Source organism: Streptomyces sp. NPDC008139, assembly GCF_042957025.1.
Taxonomy (GTDB): domain Bacteria; phylum Actinomycetota; class Actinomycetes; order Streptomycetales; family Streptomycetaceae; genus Actinacidiphila.
In genome coordinates this window covers 103,534-124,407 of record NZ_JBIBHM010000006.1, presented here as the reverse complement: position 1 = coordinate 124,407, position 20,874 = coordinate 103,534, and the positions used below count along the sequence as shown (strand labels likewise).

The 20,874-nt window shown below is 70.4% G+C and carries 14 protein-coding genes and 1 pseudogene; 7 read left to right on the top strand and 8 right to left on the bottom strand.

The window, feature by feature from the left end; all coding sequences use genetic code 11:
* Positions 1–14 precede the first annotated feature (14 nt).
* Positions 15–3,053 (top strand): replicative DNA helicase, encoded by a 3,039-nt coding sequence (gene dnaB, locus ACFZBB_RS14125; protein WP_391121404.1) that lies wholly within the window; start codon positions 15–17, stop codon positions 3,051–3,053.
* A 544-nt stretch (positions 3,054–3,597) separates the two neighbouring features.
* On the opposite strand, the gene ACFZBB_RS14120 is transcribed toward dnaB, so the two are convergent.
* Positions 3,598–4,839 (bottom strand): hypothetical protein, encoded by a 1,242-nt coding sequence (locus tag ACFZBB_RS14120; RefSeq protein WP_391121401.1) that lies wholly within the window; start codon positions 4,837–4,839, stop codon positions 3,598–3,600.
* Between the two features lie 282 nt (positions 4,840–5,121).
* Here ACFZBB_RS14120 and ACFZBB_RS14115 point away from each other — a divergent pair, with 282 nt between their 5' ends.
* Positions 5,122–5,718, top strand: a complete 597-nt coding sequence (locus ACFZBB_RS14115) for a hypothetical protein (protein WP_391121398.1) — start codon at positions 5,122–5,124, stop codon at positions 5,716–5,718.
* A gap of 328 nt (positions 5,719–6,046) precedes the next feature.
* Here ACFZBB_RS14115 and ACFZBB_RS14110 read toward each other — a convergent pair whose 3' ends face one another.
* Both ACFZBB_RS14110 and ACFZBB_RS14105 read right to left on the bottom strand, forming a co-directional pair.
* A complete protein-coding gene (locus ACFZBB_RS14110) occupies positions 6,047–6,514 on the bottom strand; it encodes an SMI1/KNR4 family protein (protein WP_391121395.1) in 468 nt (155 codons plus the stop codon).
* Positions 6,515–7,303: 789 nt separating this feature from the next.
* Entirely contained in the window at positions 7,304–7,831 is a 528-nt protein-coding gene (locus ACFZBB_RS14105) for an ArsR family transcriptional regulator (protein ID WP_391121392.1), read from the bottom strand.
* Between the two features lie 57 nt (positions 7,832–7,888).
* Between ACFZBB_RS14105 and ACFZBB_RS14100 the strand changes: the two genes are divergently transcribed.
* Entirely contained in the window at positions 7,889–8,830 is a 942-nt protein-coding gene (locus ACFZBB_RS14100) for a S41 family peptidase (RefSeq protein WP_391121389.1), read from the top strand.
* Positions 8,831–8,864: 34 nt separating this feature from the next.
* Here the strand turns inward: ACFZBB_RS14100 and ACFZBB_RS14095 are convergent.
* A pseudogene (locus ACFZBB_RS14095) lies at positions 8,865–9,533 on the bottom strand (FAD-dependent monooxygenase); the annotation flags it as partial.
* A 42-nt stretch (positions 9,534–9,575) separates the two neighbouring features.
* On the opposite strand from ACFZBB_RS14095, the gene ACFZBB_RS14090 reads away from it, so the two are divergent.
* The gene (locus tag ACFZBB_RS14090) at positions 9,576–9,671 is read left to right on the top strand and encodes a hypothetical protein (protein WP_391121387.1); all 96 of its coding nucleotides are present in this window, start codon (positions 9,576–9,578) and stop codon (positions 9,669–9,671) included.
* 3 nt (positions 9,672–9,674) lie between these two features.
* Here the strand turns inward: ACFZBB_RS14090 and ACFZBB_RS14085 are convergent, their stop codons facing one another.
* Both ACFZBB_RS14085 and ACFZBB_RS14080 read right to left on the bottom strand, forming a co-directional pair.
* On the bottom strand, positions 9,675–10,169 hold the full coding sequence (locus tag ACFZBB_RS14085; protein WP_391121384.1) for a PPOX class F420-dependent oxidoreductase: 495 nt from the start codon (positions 10,167–10,169) through the stop codon (positions 9,675–9,677).
* 122 nt (positions 10,170–10,291) lie between these two features.
* Positions 10,292–13,588 carry a discoidin domain-containing protein gene (locus ACFZBB_RS14080; RefSeq protein ID WP_391121381.1) on the bottom strand — a complete coding sequence of 1,099 codons (3,297 nt, stop codon included), beginning with the start codon at positions 13,586–13,588 and terminating at the stop codon, positions 10,292–10,294.
* A gap of 593 nt (positions 13,589–14,181) precedes the next feature.
* On the opposite strand from ACFZBB_RS14080, the gene ACFZBB_RS14075 reads away from it, so the two are divergent.
* Entirely contained in the window at positions 14,182–15,237 is a 1,056-nt protein-coding gene (locus tag ACFZBB_RS14075) for a class I SAM-dependent methyltransferase (RefSeq protein WP_391121378.1), read from the top strand.
* A 197-nt stretch (positions 15,238–15,434) separates the two neighbouring features.
* A complete protein-coding gene (locus ACFZBB_RS14070; protein WP_391122246.1) occupies positions 15,435–16,850 on the top strand; it encodes a serine hydrolase in 1,416 nt (471 codons plus the stop codon).
* Here ACFZBB_RS14070 and ACFZBB_RS14065 read toward each other — a convergent pair.
* The gene (locus ACFZBB_RS14065; protein WP_391121375.1) at positions 16,735–18,423 is read right to left on the bottom strand and encodes an MFS transporter; all 1,689 of its coding nucleotides are present in this window, start codon (positions 18,421–18,423) and stop codon (positions 16,735–16,737) included. The two genes, ACFZBB_RS14070 and ACFZBB_RS14065, sit on opposite strands and share 116 nt — an antisense overlap.
* Positions 18,424–18,585: 162 nt before the next feature.
* Complete coding sequence (locus tag ACFZBB_RS14060) at positions 18,586–19,047, bottom strand: MarR family transcriptional regulator (protein WP_391122243.1); 462 nt, start codon at positions 19,045–19,047, stop codon at positions 18,586–18,588.
* A 625-nt stretch (positions 19,048–19,672) separates the two neighbouring features.
* Between ACFZBB_RS14060 and ACFZBB_RS14055 the strand changes: the two genes are divergently transcribed.
* The gene (locus ACFZBB_RS14055; RefSeq protein WP_391121373.1) at positions 19,673–20,851 is read left to right on the top strand and encodes a globin domain-containing protein; all 1,179 of its coding nucleotides are present in this window, start codon (positions 19,673–19,675) and stop codon (positions 20,849–20,851) included.
* Positions 20,852–20,874: the final 23 nt, after the last annotated feature.

Here is a 20,874-nt window from a genome sequence, read left to right as displayed (position 1 = left end):
TGCACAGGCTATGGATGGAGAAAGGCCAGGTCAGAGCCGTTCCCCCGAGTAGATTGCCAGCTTGTCCACAGCGTCGTCCCAAGGGCTGTACACAGGTTGGGGCCACTTCTCCACAGGTATGCCGCCGTCGTCCACACCCCCTGTGGATAACCGGGTTGGTCAGGGCCGCCGAGAGCCCTACCGTGGACCGTCCCCCGACGCGCCGCGAGCGGCCCCGGGTGACTCAAATGTCGGCGCCGTGCCGTAAGAAAGAGCCGTGCCCCACGAACGCGTGGCACGTAACGGGGTGCGGTCGAACGCGGTCGAACGGTCCGCAGGGACGGGAGGAGGTGGCGCGGATGAGCCAGCCCGAACCCGCGGACGAGCACTGGGGGGAAGCACCCCCGGAAGCCGGTCCGAGCGACCGGCCCCCCGTCACCCGCTTCCGCAAAAAGAACGGTAACGACGACAGCGACAGCAACCGCTGGTCCGAGGGCGGCGGCGGCTTCGAGCGCGTCCCCCCGCAGGACCTCGACGCCGAACAGTCCGTCCTCGGCGGCATGTTGCTCTCCAAGGACGCCATCGCCGACGTCGTCGAAGTCCTCAAGGGCGCCGACTTCTACCGCCCCGCCCACGAGACGATCTACGCGGCGATCCTCGACCTCTACGCCCGCGGCGAGCCCGCCGACCCCATCACCACCGCCGCAGAACTCACCAAGCGCGGCGAGATCGCCCGCGTCGGCGGCGCCCCCTACCTCCACACCCTCGTCAACGCCGTCCCCACCGCGGCCAACGCCGAGTACTACGCCGAGATCGTCCACGAACGCGCCGTCCTGCGCCGCCTCGTCGAAGCCGGCACCCGCATCACCCAGATGGGATACGCCGCCGACGGCGACGTCGACGAGATCGTCAACAACGCCCAGGCCGAGATCTACGCCGTCACCGAACAGCGCACCTCCGAGGACTACCTCCCCCTCGGCGACATCATGGAGGGCGCCCTCGACGAGATCGAGGCCATCGGCTCCCGCAGCGGCCAGATGTCCGGCGTCCCCACCGGCTTCACCGACCTCGACTCCCTCACCAACGGCCTCCACCCCGGCCAAATGATCGTCATCGCCGCCCGCCCGGCGATGGGCAAGGCCCTGGCGCTCGACACCCCCCTGCCCACCCCGACCGGCTGGACGACGATGGGCGCGGTCCAGGTCGGCGACCACCTCCTCGCCGCCGACGGCACACCGACCCGAGTGGTCGCCGCCACCGACGTCATGGTCGGGCGTCCTTGCTACGAGGTCACTTTCGATGACGGCACGACCGTCATCGCCGACGCCGACCACCAGTGGCTCACGGACACCCGCTCCTCGCGCCGGGCCGCCCGTCAGCACGGCCCGGACGGCCGTGGTGCCCGCGCCGCGGTCAGGACGACCAAAGAGATCGCCGAGACCCTGCGCTGCACGACCCTGGCCGATCAGCGCTTCAACCACACGGTGCGGAACCCGACCCCCCTCGCCCTCCCCGCCCTTGACCTGCCTGTTCCGCCTTACGCGCTTGGCGCGTGGTTGGGTGACGGGCACAGTGACGCCGCGAAGATCACTTCGGCGGACCCGGAGATCGTGCACCGCATCGAGCAGGAGGGTCTCGAAGCCCGCCGCTCCGGCTCATCGATCACCTACTCGCTGGGCTTCTCGGTGGAGCGCCCGCAGCCGCTGGAACGCTCATGCGTCGTCTGCGGCAAGGCGTTCGTACCCAAACTCGCCCACGTACGGACCTGTGGGAAGTCGTGCGGAGGCAGAGCGCGCAGCGTGTCGGCGCCGGTTCCCCCCACCACCTGCGCGGACTGTGGGGCCGAGTGCTTCCCGCCGTTCTCCGGGCCCCGGTGCTCGACGTGCACCAGGCGGCACGGAAGCCTGCTCGTGGTGCTCCGGGACTTGGGCGTTCTCGGCGACAAGCACATCCCGCAGGAGTATCTGCGGAGCTCTGTCGACCAGCGCCGGGCGCTGCTCGCCGGGCTTCTCGACACGGACGGGACGGTCACCAACACCGGATCGGTGCGGTTCGCGGTCACCAACCGGGCGCTGGCCGAGGGTTTCCGCGAGCTGCTGATGAGCCTCGGCTATCGCTGCGGGTTCGCGACCAAGCGGGTCAAGGGGCGCTCGGAGCAGTCGTCCACGGCCTACATCGTCAACTTCACCACCGGCGACGACGTGTTCGGGCTCGACCGCAAGCGACGCCTGCACCAGGAGCGGCGGCGGCCCGGCACCGCCCGGCTGACGCAGCGGGTCATCACCGACGCGCGCGAGGTCACGAGCGTCCCGGTCCGCTGCGTACAGGTGGACAACCCGGACCACATGTACCTGGCCACCCGCTCCATGGTGCCCACCCACAACAGCACGCTCGCGCTGGATTTCGCGCGGACGTGTTCCATTGCCAACAAGATGCCCAGCGTCATCTTCTCGCTCGAAATGGGGCGCAACGAGATCGCGATGCGGCTGCTGTCCGCCGAGGCGCGGGTGGCGCTGCATCACATGCGGTCGGGGACCATGACGGACGACGACTGGACGAAGGTGGCCCGGCGGATGTCGGACGTCACCGAGGCGCCGCTCTACATCGACGACTCGCCGAACCTGTCGATGATGGAGATCCGCGCCAAGTGCCGTCGCCTCAAGCAGCGCAACGACCTGCGCCTGGTCGTCATCGACTACCTCCAGCTCATGCAGTCGGGCGGCTCGCGCCGCCCCGAGAGCCGTCAGCAGGAGGTCTCGGACATGTCCCGTAACCTCAAGCTCCTCGCCAAGGAGCTCGAAGTCCCGGTCATCGCGCTCTCCCAGCTCAACCGTGGCCCCGAACAGCGCACCGACAAGAAGCCCATGGTCTCCGACCTGCGCGAATCCGGCTCCATCGAGCAGGACGCCGACATGGTGATCCTCCTCCACCGCGAAGACGCCTACGAAAAAGAGTCCCCCCGCGCGGGCGAGGCCGACCTGATCGTCGCCAAGCACCGTAACGGCCCCACCGCCACCATCACGGTCGCCTTCCAGGGCCACTACTCCCGCTTCGTGGACATGGCCCAGACCTGATCGAGGACGCCGGCAGGACGGCACGGCAGAAGACCGGGCGTGGGCGTCCACGACAGCGCGGTCGATGGAGTCGGCTGCTCCATGCTCGCTGCGGGTCGACCACCAAGGCTGTCCCGGTTGCGGGATACCATCCCTTTACACGCAGCATGCGACCGATCTCGGTCTCAGTGCCATCGAAGATGGCGGTCCATCCGGTCTGATTGAAGTATCGGAGTTGCATGGCGTCATGATCCCGAAGGTCCGGAGACCTGCTCGACCTCCGTGTCGTGGAAGCCGTGGTTATCAAGAAACCGGCAGGCCGGTGATGCTGATGACAAAGACCCGCGGACTGTGGAAGCGGACCCAGACATTCCTGTAGGGCTCACGGAGCTTGTGACCGACCGGCGGGCAGCCGGGCCAGCGTTGCCGCCACAGATCCGTCAGAAGCACCCGCACATCTCCATTCAGTGGAGCCGCGACTGGCTTCCCAAGCAGGGGAGGTCGCCGAGGAGGTGGGAGAGAGCGCGGTCAGTGGATTCGATGCTTTCTATGCTGGTGCCCACGTTCACTCGTTGGGGGACTCCGTTGCCGGTGGGATACCGCACCGCCAGCAGTCGTTCGCGTGGTCGTCCTGGCAGACGTAGCCGATGGCACCATCCACGCACCATTCGGCGGCCTCCTCGGACAGCAGATCGGGCCCGGCAAGGAGTAGCCGACGAAATTCCGTGGTGTCCGCAATGTCGGCCGGGCGGTTGGTGAACCACTCGTCGAACCAAGGCTTGTCCTGGTGCATGCGCCAGTGCGCATTCTCCCGGTCGTCGACAGCCGTAAGGAACCGATCGACGATGCGCCCCCAACTCGGAGCTCCGAACCAGCCGTTGTCGGACGCGCAGAAGGATTCGATCAGGGTTCGCAGGCCGAACTCCTTCTCGTGAAGGCAGTACCTTCGCCCCCATGAGATCGCCACCTGTGCCATCTCCGCGAGTTCTTCTCGCGGATCGACCTCGTGCGCCGGATCGTCAGCGTTGTGGCAGGCCAGCCCGAGCTCGAGCACGGACTGCCCTGTCGGTAGAACCCGAGACGGGTTGACGATCGCGAGACCGACAGCGATCCAGTCGACATGGTCGAACGACAGCATCGAGCGCACGAATCGGGTGGTTGCCACGTTGATCCGCATCATCGTGCCGTCGTGGAGCGGACTCATACCGGCATGCCAGTTCTCGACGGGTGTGTTGCGCCACACGGCGAGCGTGATGCGGGTGGCAGCGAGCCACAGCAGGGCGTCGTCGTCGAGGTGCCCGAACCGCTTGGCACACTCCTGGGCGCCGTAGGTGATCAACTCTTCCGGTTTCGGCCACCTGTGGCTGTCGGGCCCTTCAGGCGCGTACTCGTAGTCGTCGGCGTACTCGTCGAGGATCGCGCTCAACTCGGGTGCGCTGTAAGCCTCGCTGTACTCGGAGCCGTCCGGCCCCTCGACGGTGTACATGTCGTGGTCCCAGGAGACGTACACGTCGCCCCAGAGCACGACGTCATCGCACTCGCTGGCGTTGTCCGTCACAACCGGCCTGATGGTGATCGGGGCAGTACGCCCGTCGGTTCGCTCGCCGTCTTTCTCGGCGGCCCATGTGGTGATGATCCCGAGCGGCTTCGGAAGGAGAGGGCCGACCTCGGTGATGCTGAACGGCTCGTCGTCGTCATCGGTGCCGAACCGGCTGTTGACGAACGCGACTGCCTCGGAGGGCGTGCTGACGATGGACTGGGTACCACTCTGGTTGTCAACCACTCGCCACAACGCGCTGTTCTTCACGATGCTCTCCGATCGCGGTGAATGCACCCGGGGCGGGCGCGATGCACCGGGTCGCCCGATACTGACTCCGATTAGGTACTCAAAGGGGCCGGGCTGACAGGCTGCACTCGTGGCCCTCAACGATGCCTGGACGCCGGTTGGGCCCAACCACCCCCGAGCAGACCAGGGAAGCCGCCGTTTTCCGTGCTGGCGGTCTCGGGGCCGGCCCCGTCTCGCCGAACTCTAGGCGCAGGGTCTGACATTCGAACCGGGCCGCAGGTTCATGCGGTCGACAATGAGCGCATGGACGTCCCTGAGTTGCTCGAAGCCGCTTTTCTGTTGGTTCCGGAAGAGACCGCCACCGAGAATGACATCACGGTGCGAGACATCTGGGACTACCTCGTTCACGACGAGTGGGAGATCGCCCTAGGTCTGCTCGAGGAGTTTGGGGATGCTGGCTCGCTCCCTTTGGCTTTCTGGGAGAGGCTCGCCGAAGCGGCTGATCAGCCCCAATTGGAGCGGAGTGCAGCTTGGTGCCATTGGCGATGCTCCGAGCTTCGCAACGGCGTGATCAGGGCGGATTTGACGCTCCGCCCTGCCGCCGAGGCGCGACGCACGACGCCGATCTCCGGCGCGGGCGTTCTGCGACCCATGTGGGATATAGGTCTCCTCTCACCCACCGGCGGACATGCGGTCAGCATCGCTGGGTTCTGGGTTGAGAACATGCCCATGCTGGAGCCCGGCGGGCGAGCCACGGTTCGCCTTGTGCCCCTCACTCCCTCCCACTGGACGCACGTCCGGCCCGGCCAGCAGATCACCATGCACGAGGACCGAGCCGTGGCCGGCACCGCAGTCATCCTGGAGGTTTGCTGCCCTGCCACCGTCACGCCCGCGCGATGACATGAACGGCTTGCCGGTGCACGTATCTCCATACGTAGTGGTGCACTCAGACCGGGACGCAGACAAGTGGTGCAGTCTGCTGAACAGCCTGAGGAAATGACACCGCTCTGAGACAGCCGCCCGCCGACACGTCGTGAGACTGAAGGGGAACGTCCAGGTCGCAGCGTCGGCGCCTGACACCGAAAGTGAGAACCTACAGCCGTGTCCCCTGATCGGCCCTTGGGACAGATTTCACGGAACGGCAGATCAGTGTGTTCGCTCGATCGAGTGATGGGCGGTGGGGGTCCAAGACAGCGGGTGCGCACGCTCGACATTGGGAAATCGGAGGTCACTTGGTGCTGCGGTGCTGGTCAGCATGCGTCCGGAGCCAGTCGGTGAATCTCGGGGCACTGCGGAACGGAGTGACCGGGTGGTGGTAGATCTCGTTGTAGGTCAGGACCACTGGGTCAGGTCCGCTTCCTTGCAGGAAGTCGAAGCAGTACCCCTGGTGCATGAGGATCACTCTGTCCGTTGGCGCCAAGGTGACTGGGACCTTGTTCTCCGCCAACAGGTCCTCGGCGGCTTGGCGCAGGCCCAGAACCAGAGGGTGAAACACGTCGCTGCCCTGCAGGAATGTACCCACGCCACCGCCGACAAGTTCGAGGAACCGACGGTAGGCAGCGCCGATCGGTGCCGTCTGGTCGTACTCAATGGCCTCGATTTCCCCTGGGGACAGGCCGATAGGTGTGGAGGCACTGGCAGCACGCTGGTCGACGAGACTGGCCACCACCGCTTCGACGCGCTCCTCGGGACTCATGCGGGGCCACGCCCGGTCATCGATCAGCGGTGGCGGGACCTTCGACTGAACACCAGTCCCACTCCTCCTGCGGCGCTTTCGGGTCCATCTTTGGATGACCACACACCCCCATCTGCTCGGCACCGACCGACCGTTGGTGACACCGAAGTCGGGACTTTGGAAGCCACTTGAGGAAGTCTCATCGAACGTTTTGCGCGGCGTGACATCGCCGAGCAGTCGTCTTGGGCCTCTCCTCGGCTCAGGGCGGCCGCGCGATGGTGTTCCTCGCGCCAGAACTCCAGCGTGATCACCAGGCGGTCCTCTTCACGGAACAGGTAGGCCGTCACATTGTCGGTGGTGGGATCCCAGAGTAGGACCCGAAACCGGCCGCGCAGTTGGTAGTCGGCCTCGGACGCATCGTCCCCCGCACGCTGCGTGAGACGACGGTGCGTGGCTTCGGCGGACAAGTCGGCGAACGGCAGGCGACAACCTTCGCCAGACCGCAGCCATGCGGCGGCGTCCAGCACATCGCGGCGGAACTGGGGGACGTACGCCATGTTGTCGTCGCAGGTCAGCCACTTCCAGATGGCCTGAGGTCGACCCGGCGCAGTGGGCCTGGCTCGCCGATCTCTGCGGCGAACCTGAGTTTGTCTCCCAGAACCACGTTCATGCGGGTGACCGTCGCAGGTTCAGCCCGTCATGATCAACCGAATACTTCGCTGGGCCGGTCCGAGCGGCGGCCTCTGCAACTGGAGCCTCTGACCGTCCGTGAGCCTCTTCGTGAGCGGCGGTCGCCGGGGGCGGGGCCGATCATGGGGTGGGCGGGGTGTGGTGGTAGAGGGCTACCAGGACGCCGTGGACGGGCTCGGCTTCGGTGTTTTCGGGGGTCTCGTCGACGAGTCGGGTGAGGGTGTCGCCGAGGTGTTTCGCTTGGGCGGGGCTGAGGCGGAGGTGGCGGAGGGTCAGGTGGGGGGTGACGGGTGAGCGGTCCAGTTCGTGGGCGACGGCGGCGAACATCGCGGCGGTGCCTGCCGCTTGGGGTTCGGCGACGAGCATGCGGCGGGCCGTGCGCTGGTAGGAGTGCTCGGTACCGCCGCGGACCTGGCGGGTCTCGGCGATGTGGACGAGCCCGGCTTCGCGGAGCACTTTGAGGTGGTGGGCCACGTTGCCCTTCTTCGCGTCGAGCTGGGCCGCGAGCCCGCTGACGGTGGCGGGCCGCTGGCCCAGGGCGAAGAGCAACCGCTGGCGCAAGGGGTGGGAGAGCGCCGCGAACTGCTCGGGCGCGCTGATCTCCAGGACGTCCTCGGGAGGCGGCGGGTAGGTCGGCTGATCGGACATACCGAAAGTGTCTAAAGTCTTTGACGCTTTCGCAAGGACGGTGCTCTACTCCCTGCCATGACGATTCCGACGAACCTTCGCCCGGCCCCTGTCATCGACGAGACGGTCCGGCTGCTCACCGAGCACTACGTCTTCCCCGAGACGGCCGAGCAGCTCGCCGGCCTGCTGCGACGGCGTCTCGCCGAGGGCGCGTACGGCGTCGACGACGCCGAGGAGCTGGCCCGGCTGGTCACCGCGGACCTCCAGTCCGTCAACGGCGACCGGCACTTGAGGCTGAAGCACCACGCCGACCCGGTCTCTCCTGAGCAGGGGGCGGCCGGCCTGGCCGCCATGCGCCGGGACTTCGACACCTCGCTGGGCGGTGTGCCCCGGCTGGAGCTGCTCGACGGCGGCGTCGCCGTACTGGCGCTTGGACCGATGCTGTTCCCGCTGGAGTGGGCCGCGGAACCGCTGGGCGCCGCGCTCACCCTGGCCTCCCGTGCCCAGGCGCTGATCGTGGACCTTCGGGCCAACCGGGGCGGTGACCCGGACACGGTCGCCTTCGTGTGCAGCTACCTGCTGGACGAGCGCACCCACCTCAACACCATGTACTGGCGCGGCGATGAGCGCGGCGATGAGCGTGGCGGCGAGCGCAACGGCGAGCGCGGCGAGCAGTCCTGGAGCCTGCCGCACGTTCCCGGCGCCCGCTTCGGCGGCAGCGGGCCGGTGTACGTGCTGTCCAGCGAGAGCACCTTCTCGGCCGCCGAGGAGCTGGCCTACGACCTGCAACAGCTCGGCCGCGCCGTCGTCGTCGGCGAGCGCACCCGCGGCGGCGCGCACCCGTGCAACGGCTGGACCGTACACCCGCACCTGGAGGCCACCATCCCCGTGGGCCGCGCGGTCAACCCCGTCTCCGGCACGAATTGGGAGGGCACCGGTGTGCAGCCGGACGTCTCCTGCGCCGCCGCCGACGCCCTGGACCGTGCGCACGCGCTGGCCCTCGCGCGACTGGCGGGCTGAGCCCCTTCACGCGGGTGAGGTTCCCTCCACGCGGTCAGGCCGGTTGGAAGAACGCGAGAATTCTCCGGCCGGCGTCGGGCGACGTCAGGACGTCGTGGATGCGGGCGGACTCGCGGGCGGCGGCGCCGGTACGGGCGAACATCTCGCGTTCGTACTCCGCGCGGGCGCGGGGGACGTCCGCCGGGTGCGCGGCCAGGGTGAGGCCGAGGAGGGCGCCGTCGAGAAGGGCCATGTCGGCGCCCTCGCCGACCGGTGGCATCAGGTGGGCGGCGTCGCCGACGAGCGTGACGTCCGGTGCCGACGGCCAGGTCAGGCCGGTCGGGAGGGTGGTGATCGCCCGTGGCACGACGGTGTCGTCGCAGGCCGCGATCAGGGCGGTGAACCGCGGGTGCCAGCCGGGGAGCAGGTCGATCAGGCGCGCCCGGGCGGCGGCTGGATCGTCGAAGGGGATCCGGCTGGTGGCGAACCGGTCCTCGTCGGTGTTGTAGAAGCTCAGACCGATACGGACGCGGCCGTCTCCGTTGCGCTGCGCGGCCAGCGACAGTCCGCCGCCGAGCACCCAGTAGTCGCCGCGCCCGACCATGGCCGCGAGGTCGGGGTGCGTGCGGTCGATGTCGGGGATGCCGAGCTCGACGATGTTCTGGCCGATGTGCGCCGGGCGGGCGTCGGTGAGCAGGGGGCGGACCCGGGACTGCGCGCCGTCGAACGCGCCTTCGCCACCGGCCGCTTCCCCGCCCTGTCCACCGTGATCCACGACGCCGCCCACCTCGACGCCGACCACACCTTCCGCCTCGGCCTCGACTTCCTCCTCGACGGCATCGAGGCCCACATCTCGCGGTAGGGCTCAGCCCCGCTCACCGTCCCGCGAGGGGTCCTCGGCGGGAGGGGGTTGCTCCGGGGTCGGGGTCATTTCGAAGTGGACGGTCTTGCCTGTTCTGCGGTGGGCGAGGCGGTGGGCGAGGGGGACCAGGAAGCCGTGGAGGGTGCGGTATTTGGCGGCGAGGACCTGGGCGGCGTGGGCGGCTTCCTCGCCGTCGAGGCGGCGGAGGGTCGCGTGGACCGGGAGGCCGGTCGGTTTGCCGCGGCCGGTGCTGGGGGTGACCTGGGCGGCGGGGTTGTTGCGCAGGCGCCGCGTCTTGAGCGCGGTCTCGAAGCTGCGGATGTAGGCGTGGTCGCCCTCGACCGCGATGCTCACCGGGGAGGCGCCGGACCCGCCGTCCTTGCGGTACGTGGTGAGGAGCACGGTCTTCTGCCGGACGAAAGGCGCCAGTTCGGGGCGGGTCGCTCCGTACACCCTGCCGAACACGTGCCATGCGCGCATCGGGCTGTCGTCACTCATCGTCGTCCTCCAGTCGAACGAGATGGCCCACAGCATTCCGCCGGACGGCACCGGGCGCAACCGGTCGGCCCGCCCCGGCTCCGGCGCCCCGCGAGAGGGCACCGGAGCCGGAACGGAACCGGCTAGGTGGTCGTCCAGACGAACGTCACCGGTGCGGACGCCGCAGCCGAGGACGTACGGGCGGTGACCGTCACCGTGTACGTACCCCGCTCAGTGGCCGCGCCCGTGAACCGCCCCGCCGGGCTGAGCGAGATCGCCGGGGGAAGTCCGGTCGCCGAGAAGGCCGTGCCGCTCGGGGCCTTCTGGTCCAGCGCCCAGTCCACCGCCGTGTGCAGCGGGCTGCTCATGCCGTGCGGATTGGGCACCGCGTACGAGGCGTCGCCGCCCCCCACCCGCGCCGCGGCGGCGTTCACCTGTGTCGGCACGCTGAGCGTGCCGCTCAGCGGGAGATTCCGCGACGAGTCCCCCACCAGGATCTGGTAGCTGCCCGCCGCCGTCGTCCACCCGTTGGTGCCGGTGTTCCAGTACGCCAGGTCGTGCGCGGACACCGTGAAGGTCAGCGTCTGCGACTGGCCCGGATTGAGCGTGACCCGCTGATAGCCGCGGAGCTGGTGGACCGGCTCGCCGGTGGAGGCCGGGTCGCCCACGTAGAGCTGCGCGACCTCGGTACCCGCCCGCGTCCCGGTGTTGGTCACCGTCGCGCGCACGGTGGCGTTCCCGCCGGACAGCGCGCCGACCTGGAGCCCGGAGAAGGAGAAGGTGGTGTACGACAGGCCGAAGCCGAACGGATACAGCGGCTCGATGTTCTGCGCGTCGTACCACTTGTAACCGACCTTCAGCCCCTCGCTGTACTGCACCGTGCCGTTGGTCCCCGGCCACTGCGCCGGGGTGTGCGCGGGCACGTCCGCGAGAGACTTCGGGAAGGTGACGGGCAGCTTGCCCGACGGGTTGACGTCACCGAAGATCAGCGCCGCCATCGCCGTGCCGATCTGCTGGCCCGGATAGAAGCCCTCGAAGACGCCCGCGACCTGGTTCAGCCATGGCATGTTGATCGCCGAGCTGTTGTTGAGCACCACGATGGTGTGCGGATTGGCCGCCGCCACCTGGGCGATCATGTCGTTCTGGTTGGTCTGGGCGTTGCCGACCGGCGGCAGGTCGAGCGTGGTGGTGTCGTGCTCCTCGTTGCCGTAATTGTCGCTGGCGAAGACGATCGCGACATCGGAGGAACGGGCCAGCGTGACCGCCGACGCGAGATTCGACGCGTCGTTGTACTGCACGGTGGTGCCGGTGCCCGCGACCCGGTTCTGGATGCCGGTGATCGGCCAGACCGTGCCAGAACTGGTCACCGTCGCACTGCCGCCGCCGATGGACTGCACGCCCGCGCCGCCGTCCCAGCCGATCACCGCGATCGAGTGGGTGGTGGCGGTGGACAGGGGCAGGATGCCGTTGTTCTTGAGCAGTACGGTGCCCTCCTCCGCGCCCTGGAGCGCGGTCGCCACATGCGCCGGGGTGGTGACGACGGCGTCCCGCGAACCGCTGGGCGCCTTGTCGAAGAGACCGAAGGCGAAGAACTGCGTCAGCAGCCTGCTCACCATCGTGTCCAGCGTGGCCTGGCTGACCGTCCCGTTGGCGACCGCCTGCGCGAGGAAGTCCGCGTAGAAGTAGCCGTTCGGCATCTCCACCGTCAGACCGGCGTTGGCGGACTCGACCGTGGAGTGCGCACCGCCCCAGTCGCTGGTGATGAAGCCGCCGAAGCCCGCCTGCTGGTAGAGCCCGACGTTCATCAGCGCCGGATTCTGGCAGGCCGGTACGGAGTTGACGACGCTGTACGCGCACATCGCCGCCGCCGGCGAGCCCTGCTGCACCGCGGCCTGGAACGCGGGCAGATACAGCTCCTGCATGGTCCGGTTGTCGACGACGACCGTCCCCGCCGGATTCTCGATGTTGTAGACGGCCACGTGCTTCATCTCGGCCATCACACCCTGGCTCTGGATGCCCCGGATGTCGGCCGCCGCCAGCCGCCCGTTGAGGTACGGGTCCTCGCTGAACGTCTCGAAGGCCCGGCCCCAGCGCGGGTCGCGCACGATGTTCAGCGTCGGGCCGAGCGCCACCTGCACACCCTTGCCGGCGAACTCCGCGCCGATCGCCGCGCCGTACTGCTGCTCCAGCGCGTCGTCCCACGTCGCCGCGGACGCGTTCGCCGACGGCATCTGCGTGACGCCGCCGAGGCCGTCACCGACACCGTGCGGCCCGTCCTGGAGGCCGATGTTCGGGATGCACAGCGACGGTACGCCGGTGATGTTGCCGATGTACGGCGTCGCGTTGTTGTTGCCGTGCAGGATCGAGATCTTCTGCGCGTTGGTCATCTGCGCCATGACCTGCTGGACGCGGGTGGCCACCGGAGCCGTGGAACCGACCCACGGGCAGTTGCCGTTGCCCCCGCTCGGCGGCGAGGAGGTCGTACTGCCACCGGGCGTCAGGATCGTGAACTCCCACAGCGAGTAGCCGTACTGCGTCGCCCGCTGCGTGCCGTACATCCGCACATAGCGGCCGGTCGCGTTGAACGACAGATTCTCGGTGCCACCGGCCCCGGTCGTCGTGGAGTACGCGTTGTTCCACGTGGAACCATCGGTGGAGACCTGGATCTGATACGCCTTCGCGTACGCCGCCTCCCACGTCAACTGCGCGCCGCACAGTGTCTGCGACGAGCCGAGGTCGACCTGGACCCACTGCGGGTCGGAGGCCGCGCTGGACCAGCGGGTGCCCGCGTTGCCGTCGAAGGCGGCGGAGGCGGGGGTCCCGGCGTTCTCGGTCGAGGACGCGGTGGCGGGCCTGCCGAGCGCGGCGGTCGTGGTGCCGCAGGTCGCCGGGGGCGTACCGCCGCCGGAACCGCCGTAGACCTGGAACTCCCAGAGCGAGTAACCCCATTGGGTGGCGCGCTGGGTGCCGTACATCCGCACGTAGCGGCCGGTGCCGGTGACGCTGAGCGTCTGGATGCCGCCGGTGCCGGTGGTGGTCGAGTAGACGTCGGTCCAGGCGGTCGCGTTGTCCGAGACCTGGATCTTGAAGGCTTTGCCGTACGCCGTCTCCCAGTTGAGGACGACCTGTGTGATCGGCTGCGACGAGCCCAGGTCGACCTGGAGCCACTGCGGATCGGACGCGGCGCTGGACCAGCGGGTACCGGTGTCACCGTCCACGGCGGCGCTCGCGGCGAACGCGTCCTGGACGGATGACGCGGTCGCCGGCTTGCCCTGCGAGAGCAGGGTCGGCGTCGCCGCGTGTGAGGAGGTGGGCGCCAGGGACAGATACGCCGAGGCGATCAGCACCAGCGCCATCAGCAGGACGCCCTGCGGTGACCGGGTGAGACGGAACCGGAAACGTTTACGGTGCGCGGAGAGCCCTCGTGGGGTGACCCTCATGTGTGCTCCTACGTGTCTACGTGTCGGATGACGGCTCGCGGAAGCCCGCGAGCACGGGCGCGAGAGGGTGAGGAACCGACAACGAGGGCACGTACCGCCGTCCGTGCGGAGATCCACGCGCGGCGAGCGTGCGGCCACGCACGTGACAAGCACGTGACAAGCACGCGGCAACCGTGCGGCGATGTGCGCCGCGTACGCGCGAGCCTCCGGTTGGGGGGTGGACGTCGGTGGTGCCCTGCTGCGGTGTGCGGCACCGACCCCGGTCTCGCGGCCACGATCGGCGTTCGTGCGCGGTGCGGCTGTGCGGAGGTGCGGTCGTACGCGTGCGGTCGTACGGCGGTGCGGTCGTACGCGTGCGGCGGTGCGGCGGCCCGAGGGCGCTGTCCCGCCGCCTCGCCGGACGGCTGTGAGAGCGCTCTCTGGCCGACGTGATGTCTACGCCTGGCGAAAACCGCTGTCAAGGTTCCGCGCAGCCGTGACCGGACGGCGCCGCTTTCTTCAACCGGGCCCAACGCGGGCCGGGGGCAAGGGGGTTGCGAAGTACCACCGTGGCGGGCACGGCCGGGCGCGGCGGCGCGTGGGATCGTAAGAGGATGGACGACAACGACGACGTCGGTGGTGGCGTGAGCGGAGACGGCCGGGACGGCGACGGGAGCGGGGCGGCCGGCGGCGACAAGGGCGGGATCGGCGGCGGCGGCCGGTTCAAGGTCGAGCTGGAGGGCGTACCGGAAACGCTGCTGTGGAATCTGTACAACCGGGCCGCCGAGGCCCGGCGGCCGGGGGCGCGGCTGCTGGACGACCCTCTCGCGGTGGAGCTGGTCGACCGTATCGACTACCCCTTCGAGCGGTTCGGCGGCTCGGGCATGGCGCAGTGGCACGCGCTGCGGGTGCGGTGCCTGGACGACGAGGTACGGCGGTTCGTCGCCGAACACCCCGACGGCACGGTGGTGGCGCTCGGCGAGGGCCTCGAAACGCAGTTCTGGCGGGTGGACAACGGCCGGGTGCGCTGGCTGACGGTGGACCTGCCGGAAACGGTCGAGGTCCGCGACGCTCTGCTTCCGGACGATCCGCCACGGCGCCGTTCGCTGGCCCGCTCGGCGCTGGACCTGGGCTGGATGGACGAGGTCGACGACTCCGAGGGCGTACTGGTCACCGCCCAGGGCCTGTTGATGTATCTGCCGCCGTCCGAGGTGAAACGGCTGATCGCCGCCTGCGCGGAGCGTTTCCCCGGCGGTTGGATGCTCTTCGACGCCCTCCCCCGGGGGATGGTCGCCCGCAGCCAGGCCCAGGCCGACGACCGGGCCCACGCGGACGCCCAAGCGCGGGCCGAGGCGCGCATGGACACGGACGCGGGCGGGACGGCGCCGGAGGCGGGGACGGACGCGGGGAGGGACGCGGGCGTGAGCGCGCCGCGCCCCGGCTACCGCGCGCCGCGCTGGCTGTGGGGCATGGACGGCAAGGAGTACCGCAAGGTCGCGACCGCCTCGCCGCGCATCGCCGAGGTCCGCAGCCTGCGCCTGCCGCGCGGTCGCGGCCCGTACGTCATCGCGCCCGTCTCGCATCTGATCCCGCTGCTGCGCGGGATGCGGATGTCAATTGTGTCGCTCCGCTTCGGCACCGCCGATTACCGTAACGGCGACCGTCCGTAGGGGAGTCCAGGTCGGCCGGGCGCACGGATCCGGCCACCAGGCCCGCCCCGGACCCCCGTATCGAGAGAAGAGGCGCGCGCCGAGTGACGACCGATTCCCAGCACCCACCGCAGTCCCCCGACCGGCCCCGGCCCGCGGCCCCCGCCCCGTACGCGCTGCCGACGCCCGGCCCCGCGCCCGCCGCGCCGGACGGCGAACTGCTGCCCGCCACCCGCCGCGCCCTGCTGCGCCGGATCGCGGTCGGCCAGGCCGAGGGCCGTACGCCGTCGATCGTCGGCGCGGTCGTACGGGACGGGCGGATGGTCTGGTTCGGCTCGCGCAGCATGATCGACGGGCACGCGCCGGACGCCGACACGCAGTACCGGATCGGCTCGATCACGAAGACGTTCACGGCGGTGCTGGTGATGCGGCTGCGCGACGAGGGGCTGCTGGAGCTGACCGATCCGCTGGCGCGGCACCTGCCGGACCTGCCGGACCTCACGGAGGACGTGGCCGGTCTGACGATCGGCCAACTCGTCACCCACACCTCCGGTCTGGCCTCGGAGACGCCGGGCCCCTGGTGGGAGCGGACCCCCGGCGACCTGCGGCCGGAACTGGCCGACGTCCTCGGCCCCGCCCCCGTCAAACACCCGGCCGGACGGCGCTACCACTACTCCAACCCCGGATTCGCGCTGCTCGGCGCCCTGGTGGAGGCCAAACGCGGCGTGCCGTGGGCCGAGGCCCTGAAGGCCGAAGTGCTCGACCCGCTGGGCATGCCGCGTACGACGGCGCTTCCGCAGGCCCCGGCCGCCGGGGGCTTCGCCGTGCACCCGTGGGCGGACGTGATGCGGCCCGAGGTCGTACAGGACACCGGACTGATGGCGCCCGCGGGCCAACTGTGGTCGACGGCCGAGGACCTGGCGCGCTGGGCGGGCTTCCTCGCGGCCGGGCACCCGGACGTGCTGGCCGCGGCGACACTGGCCGAGATGCGCGCGCCCGCCGCGCCGCCGCCGGACGCGGCCGACCCCGACTCGGGTTACGGCCTCGGCCTCCAGCTCACCCGGCACGGCGACCGCCCGCTCGCCGGTCATACGGGCTCGATGCCGGGCTTCCTGGCCACCGTGTGGGTGAGCGTCGCGGACGGCGTGGGCGCCCTCGCGATGGCCAACTCCACCTCGGGGCCCGCGATCGGCACCATCGCCGCCGACCTGCTGGCGATCACCGCCGACGCCGAGCCCGGCCTGCCCGCGCCCTGGCGGCCCGCCGACGCGCTCGACCCGGCGCTGCTCGACCTGGCAGGCCCTTGGTACTGGGGCACGTCCGGCTACAGCCTGCGCGTCCAGGCCTCCGGCGACCTCGCGCTCGCGCCGCTGACCGGCCAGGGCCGCGGCGCGCGCTTCCGCGCGGAATCCGACGGCACCTGGACCGGTCTCGAGGGGTACTACGCGGGCGAGACGCTGCGGCCGGTGCGGCGCGCTGACGGCTCGGTCGGCCATCTCGACCTGGGGTCCTTCGTGTTCACACGCGTGCCGTACGACCCTTCGGCGCCGCTGCCGGGCGGCCCTGGCCCTGGTCCCGGCCCTGGTCCCGGCCCTGGCTCCGGTTCCGGGCAGGGGAACTGGCCGGTGCGCTGAGGCCGTCGTCCTCGGGAGTGCGGTCGGCGCCGTCCTGCGTGCTGTCCTGAGTGCCGTTCCGCGTGCCGTCCTGCGTGCTGTCCTTCGAGCCGTCCGAGGACGGGGGCCTGAGCAGGACGGCGGCGACCGCGGCGCCGAGGACCAGCAGTCCGGCGGCGACGACGAAGGCCAGGTGGTAGCCGCTGGTCAGGGCGGCCGGTACGGAGTGGCCCGCGGCGAGCCTCCGGTCGGTGCGGGCGGCGGCCAGGGCGGCGAGTACGGAGAGGCCGAGCGCGCCGCCGATCTGCTGGGCGGTGTTGAAGACGCCGGACAGCAGTCCGGAGTCGGCGGGGGTCGCCTCCGACATGCCCAGCGTCATCAGGGAGGGCATGGCCAGGCCGAAGCCGACACCGAAGACCAGGATCGCCGGGAGGATGTCGGCGGGGTACGAGGCGTGCGCGGAGGGGGCCCTCGCCAGGATGAGGAAGCCGCCCGCGAAGAGGAGCAGACCGGGCAGCAGGACGGCGCGCTGGCCGAAGCGGGCGCCGAGCCGGGCGGACAGCAGCAGGGACATCACGCCGATCATCGCGCCGGTCGGCGCCAGCGCGAGCCCGATCCGCACCGGGCCGTAGCCGAGCACCTGCTGGAGATAGAGGCTGGTCATGAACTGGAAGCCGAAGCCGCCCGCGACCATCAGCGCCAGCACCACGTTCGCGCCCGAGACGATCCGGGAGCGGAAGATCCGCAACGGCATCAACGGCTCGGCCGCCTTGGTCTGACGGATCAGGAACCCGGCCAGCAACAGGGCGGACAGCGCCGCGAGTCCTGCGGTGGCGGGGGACGTCCAGCCCCGGTCGGTGGTCCCGACGATGGTGTAGACGCCCAGCATCAGGGCGGCGGTGACCAGGACGGCACCCGGCGCGTCGACCCCGGGACGCGCGCTCCCAACGCGGGGCTCACGGGGCGCACCACGGGACTCGCGGGACTCACGGGGCTCGCGTACGGCGGCCGGGCGGTCGTCGGGCAGCAGTCGCAGGCTGAGCAGGGCGGCGGCCGAGCCCATGGGGAGGTTGACGAAGAAGATCCAGTGCCAGTTGATGGCCTGGGTGAGGACGCCGCCCACGAGCAGGCCGAGGACGCCGCCCGCAGACTGCACGAAGCTGTAGACGCCCATGGCGCGGGCCCGGCCGCGGGCGTCGGGGTAGAGCGCGATGACCATGCCGAGGCTGACGGCCGAGACCATCGCACCGGCCGCGCCCTGGACGAAGCGGGCCGCGATCAGCAGCCCCGCGGAGTCCGCGAACCCGCACAGCAGCGAGGCGACGGTGAACGCCGCCAGGCCGGTGACCAGGATTCTGCGGCGGCCGAACAGGTCGCCGAGGCGGCCGGCGAGCAGCAGCAGCCCGGCGAAGGCGATGAGGTACGCGTTGACCACCCAGGCGAGACTGGACTGCGAAAAGCCCAGGTCGCGTCGGATGGACGGCAGCGCCACATTCACGATCGTGCCGTCGAGGATGATCATCAGGGTGCCCGCGCTGAGCACCGCGAGAGCCGCGCCGCGCGACGATCCGGCGGCATGGGGACGGAGTGGCATGAGGTCGCCTCCTGGCGAAAGGGATACCAGGAGTGACCGTAGCAGATTGTTTTGTTGGAGACTATCTCTTACGGGCTTACCTTGCGGGTGCGTGCCCGGCGGTGGAGCGGCGCGGTGCGGCGCGGGTCGGCGCGGCGCGGGGGCGGACCGCCGCGGGGCGGGCTACTTGCGGGACTGGCGCGGTCGACGCACTCCCTGGCCGCCGTCCGGTGCGCCCGCGGGGGTCGCGAGATGGCCGTTGACCAGCCGGTTCAGCGCGGAGACAAAGGCGGTGCGCTCGCTCTCCGGCAGCGCGCCGAGCACGTCCTCGTGCACGTGGTCGACGATCTCCTGGCCCTCGGCCACGATCTTCTCGCCCGCCGGGGTCACCTTGATGATCCGTGCGCGCCGGTCGGTCGCCGACGGCACCCGCTCGGCCAGCCCCGCCCGCTCCAACTGGTCGACGGTGACCACCATCGTGGTCTTGTCCAGGTCGGACAGCTCGGCGAGCTGCGCCTGGGTCCGCTCGGCCTCCAGCGCGTGCGCCAGCACGCAGTGGGCGCGCGGCGACATGCCGATCTCCGCGAGCGCCGCCGACATCTGGGTGGTCAGTACGTGGGCGGTGTGCTGGAGCAGGTACGACATGTCGGCGGTCCGCGCCGACAGGGGGACGTGCGCTGCGGTGGTCACGGCCTCTGCGGTCGCTGCTTTCTCTGCGCTCATGCGTCGAGACTAGCAAAATAGGTCCGCTACGGGACGATCCCGTAGTGGACCTATCGCGAGCGGCGGATGGGACCCCGTGGAGACCTGGAGACACGGACTCCGGGGACGGCGCGGCGGATAGTACGCGAAACCGTTTCTTCAGTGGTGACGCTTCGCGCTATTCGTCCGGCGCCCTCACGCAGCGTGGCACGCTCACACGGCACCGCAGGCAGGCTGAGCGAAGGATCGACCACCGGGAGTTCGGGGCCACGTGATCATGGATGCCAAGACCACCGACCCGGCCTCACCGGCGTCTGCGCAGCCCAGGGGGCGGCGGCGCAAGATCGCGCAGCCCCGGCAGGAGCCCGCCGTACCCATGACGAGGCCCGCCGCCGCGCAGCGGCAGGAGCCCGGACCAGGGCCGGAGCCGCGCGTTTCGGCGACGACCGAGCCGTCCGCGTACACACCGGCGTCGATACCGGCGTCGGCGTTCACGGCCGCGCCAGCATCGGCACCGGTACCAACACCCGCACCCGCGTCCGCGCTCGTACCGCCCCCCGTACTGCGGATGCCCGTACCCGAGACGCCCGCGTCCCCGGTGGCCTCCCCGGCCGGGTCCCCGTCGCCCGACGCGCTCCTCATCCGCCGCACCATGGAGGAGATCGGGCCGGTCGCGGACCGGACGGTCTCGTACTTCTACGCGCTGCTCTTCATCCACCATCCCGAGCTGCGCGACCTGTTCCCCGCCGCGATGGACGCGCAGCGCGACCGGCTGGTCAAGGCGCTGCTGACGGCGGCCGAGCACATCGACGACCCGGCGGCGCTCGGCGACTACCTGTCGCACCTGGGCCGTGGGCACCGCAAGTACGGCACCCGCGCCGAGCACTACCCGGCGGTCGGCGAGGCGCTGCTCGGCGCGCTGGCCCGGTACGCGTCGGCGGTGTGGGGCCCGGAGACCGAGGCCGCGTGGGTCCGCGCGTACGCCGCGATCTCGCAGACGATGATCGACGCGGCGGCCGAGGACGAGCGGCACGCGCCGGCCTGGTGGCAGGCCGAGATCGTCAGCCACGAGCTGCGGACCCCCGACGTCGCGGTGGTCACCGTACGGCCCGACCAGCCGTACGCCTTCCTCGCCGGGCAGTACACGATGGTGGAGACCCCGTGGTGGCCGCGGATCTGGCGGAACTACTCCTTCGCCGCCGCGCCTGGCGACGACGGCCTGCTGACCTTCCACATTCGCGCGGTCCCGGCGGGCTGGGTCAGCAACGCGCTGGTCGGCAGGGCCCGCCCCGGTGACGTCGTACGGCTCGGACCGCCCTCCGGTTCGATGGTGGCCGACCACGGCTCGGACGACGGGATGCTCTGCCTCGGCGGCGGCACCGGCATAGCGCCGATCAAGGCGCTGGTGGAGGACGTCGCCCGGCACGGGCGGCGGCGCCGGGTCGAGGTCTTCTACGGCGCCCGCCGCACCAGCGACCTCTACGACCTCGACACGATGCTGCGCATGCAGCGCGAGCACTCCTGGCTGTCGGTCCGCACCGTCGTCGCCGACACCCCCAGCGACGCGCTGTCCGGGCCGTTGCCGGACGCCGTACGCGCGCACGGGCCGTGGGAGGCGTACGACGCGTATCTGTCGGGGCCGCCGGGGATGATCCGCAGCAGCGTGGACACGCTGGTGCGGATCGGGATGCCGTCGCACCGGATACGGCACGACCTCGTGCAGGAACTGGTCGCGGCAGGGGACTGACGCGACCTGCCGCCGGTCCCCTC

Coding starts and splice junctions, on each gene's coding strand:
- dnaB (WP_391121404.1), top strand. CDS start 15: ATGGAGAAAGGCCAGGTCAGAGCCGTTCCCCCGAGTAGATTGCCAGCT.
- ACFZBB_RS14115 (WP_391121398.1), top strand. CDS start 5,122: ATGGACGTCCCTGAGTTGCTCGAAGCCGCTTTTCTGTTGGTTCCGGAA.
- ACFZBB_RS14110 (WP_391121395.1), bottom strand. CDS start 6,514: ATGAGTCCCGAGGAGCGCGTCGAAGCGGTGGTGGCCAGTCTCGTCGAC.
- ACFZBB_RS14105 (WP_391121392.1), bottom strand. CDS start 7,831: ATGTCCGATCAGCCGACCTACCCGCCGCCTCCCGAGGACGTCCTGGAG.
- ACFZBB_RS14100 (WP_391121389.1), top strand. CDS start 7,889: ATGACGATTCCGACGAACCTTCGCCCGGCCCCTGTCATCGACGAGACG.
- ACFZBB_RS14085 (WP_391121384.1), bottom strand. CDS start 10,169: ATGAGTGACGACAGCCCGATGCGCGCATGGCACGTGTTCGGCAGGGTG.
- ACFZBB_RS14080 (WP_391121381.1), bottom strand. CDS start 13,588: ATGAGGGTCACCCCACGAGGGCTCTCCGCGCACCGTAAACGTTTCCGG.
- ACFZBB_RS14075 (WP_391121378.1), top strand. CDS start 14,182: ATGGACGACAACGACGACGTCGGTGGTGGCGTGAGCGGAGACGGCCGG.
- ACFZBB_RS14065 (WP_391121375.1), bottom strand. CDS start 18,423: ATGCCACTCCGTCCCCATGCCGCCGGATCGTCGCGCGGCGCGGCTCTC.
- ACFZBB_RS14060 (WP_391122243.1), bottom strand. CDS start 19,047: ATGTCGTACCTGCTCCAGCACACCGCCCACGTACTGACCACCCAGATG.
- ACFZBB_RS14055 (WP_391121373.1), top strand. CDS start 19,673: ATGCCCGTACCCGAGACGCCCGCGTCCCCGGTGGCCTCCCCGGCCGGG.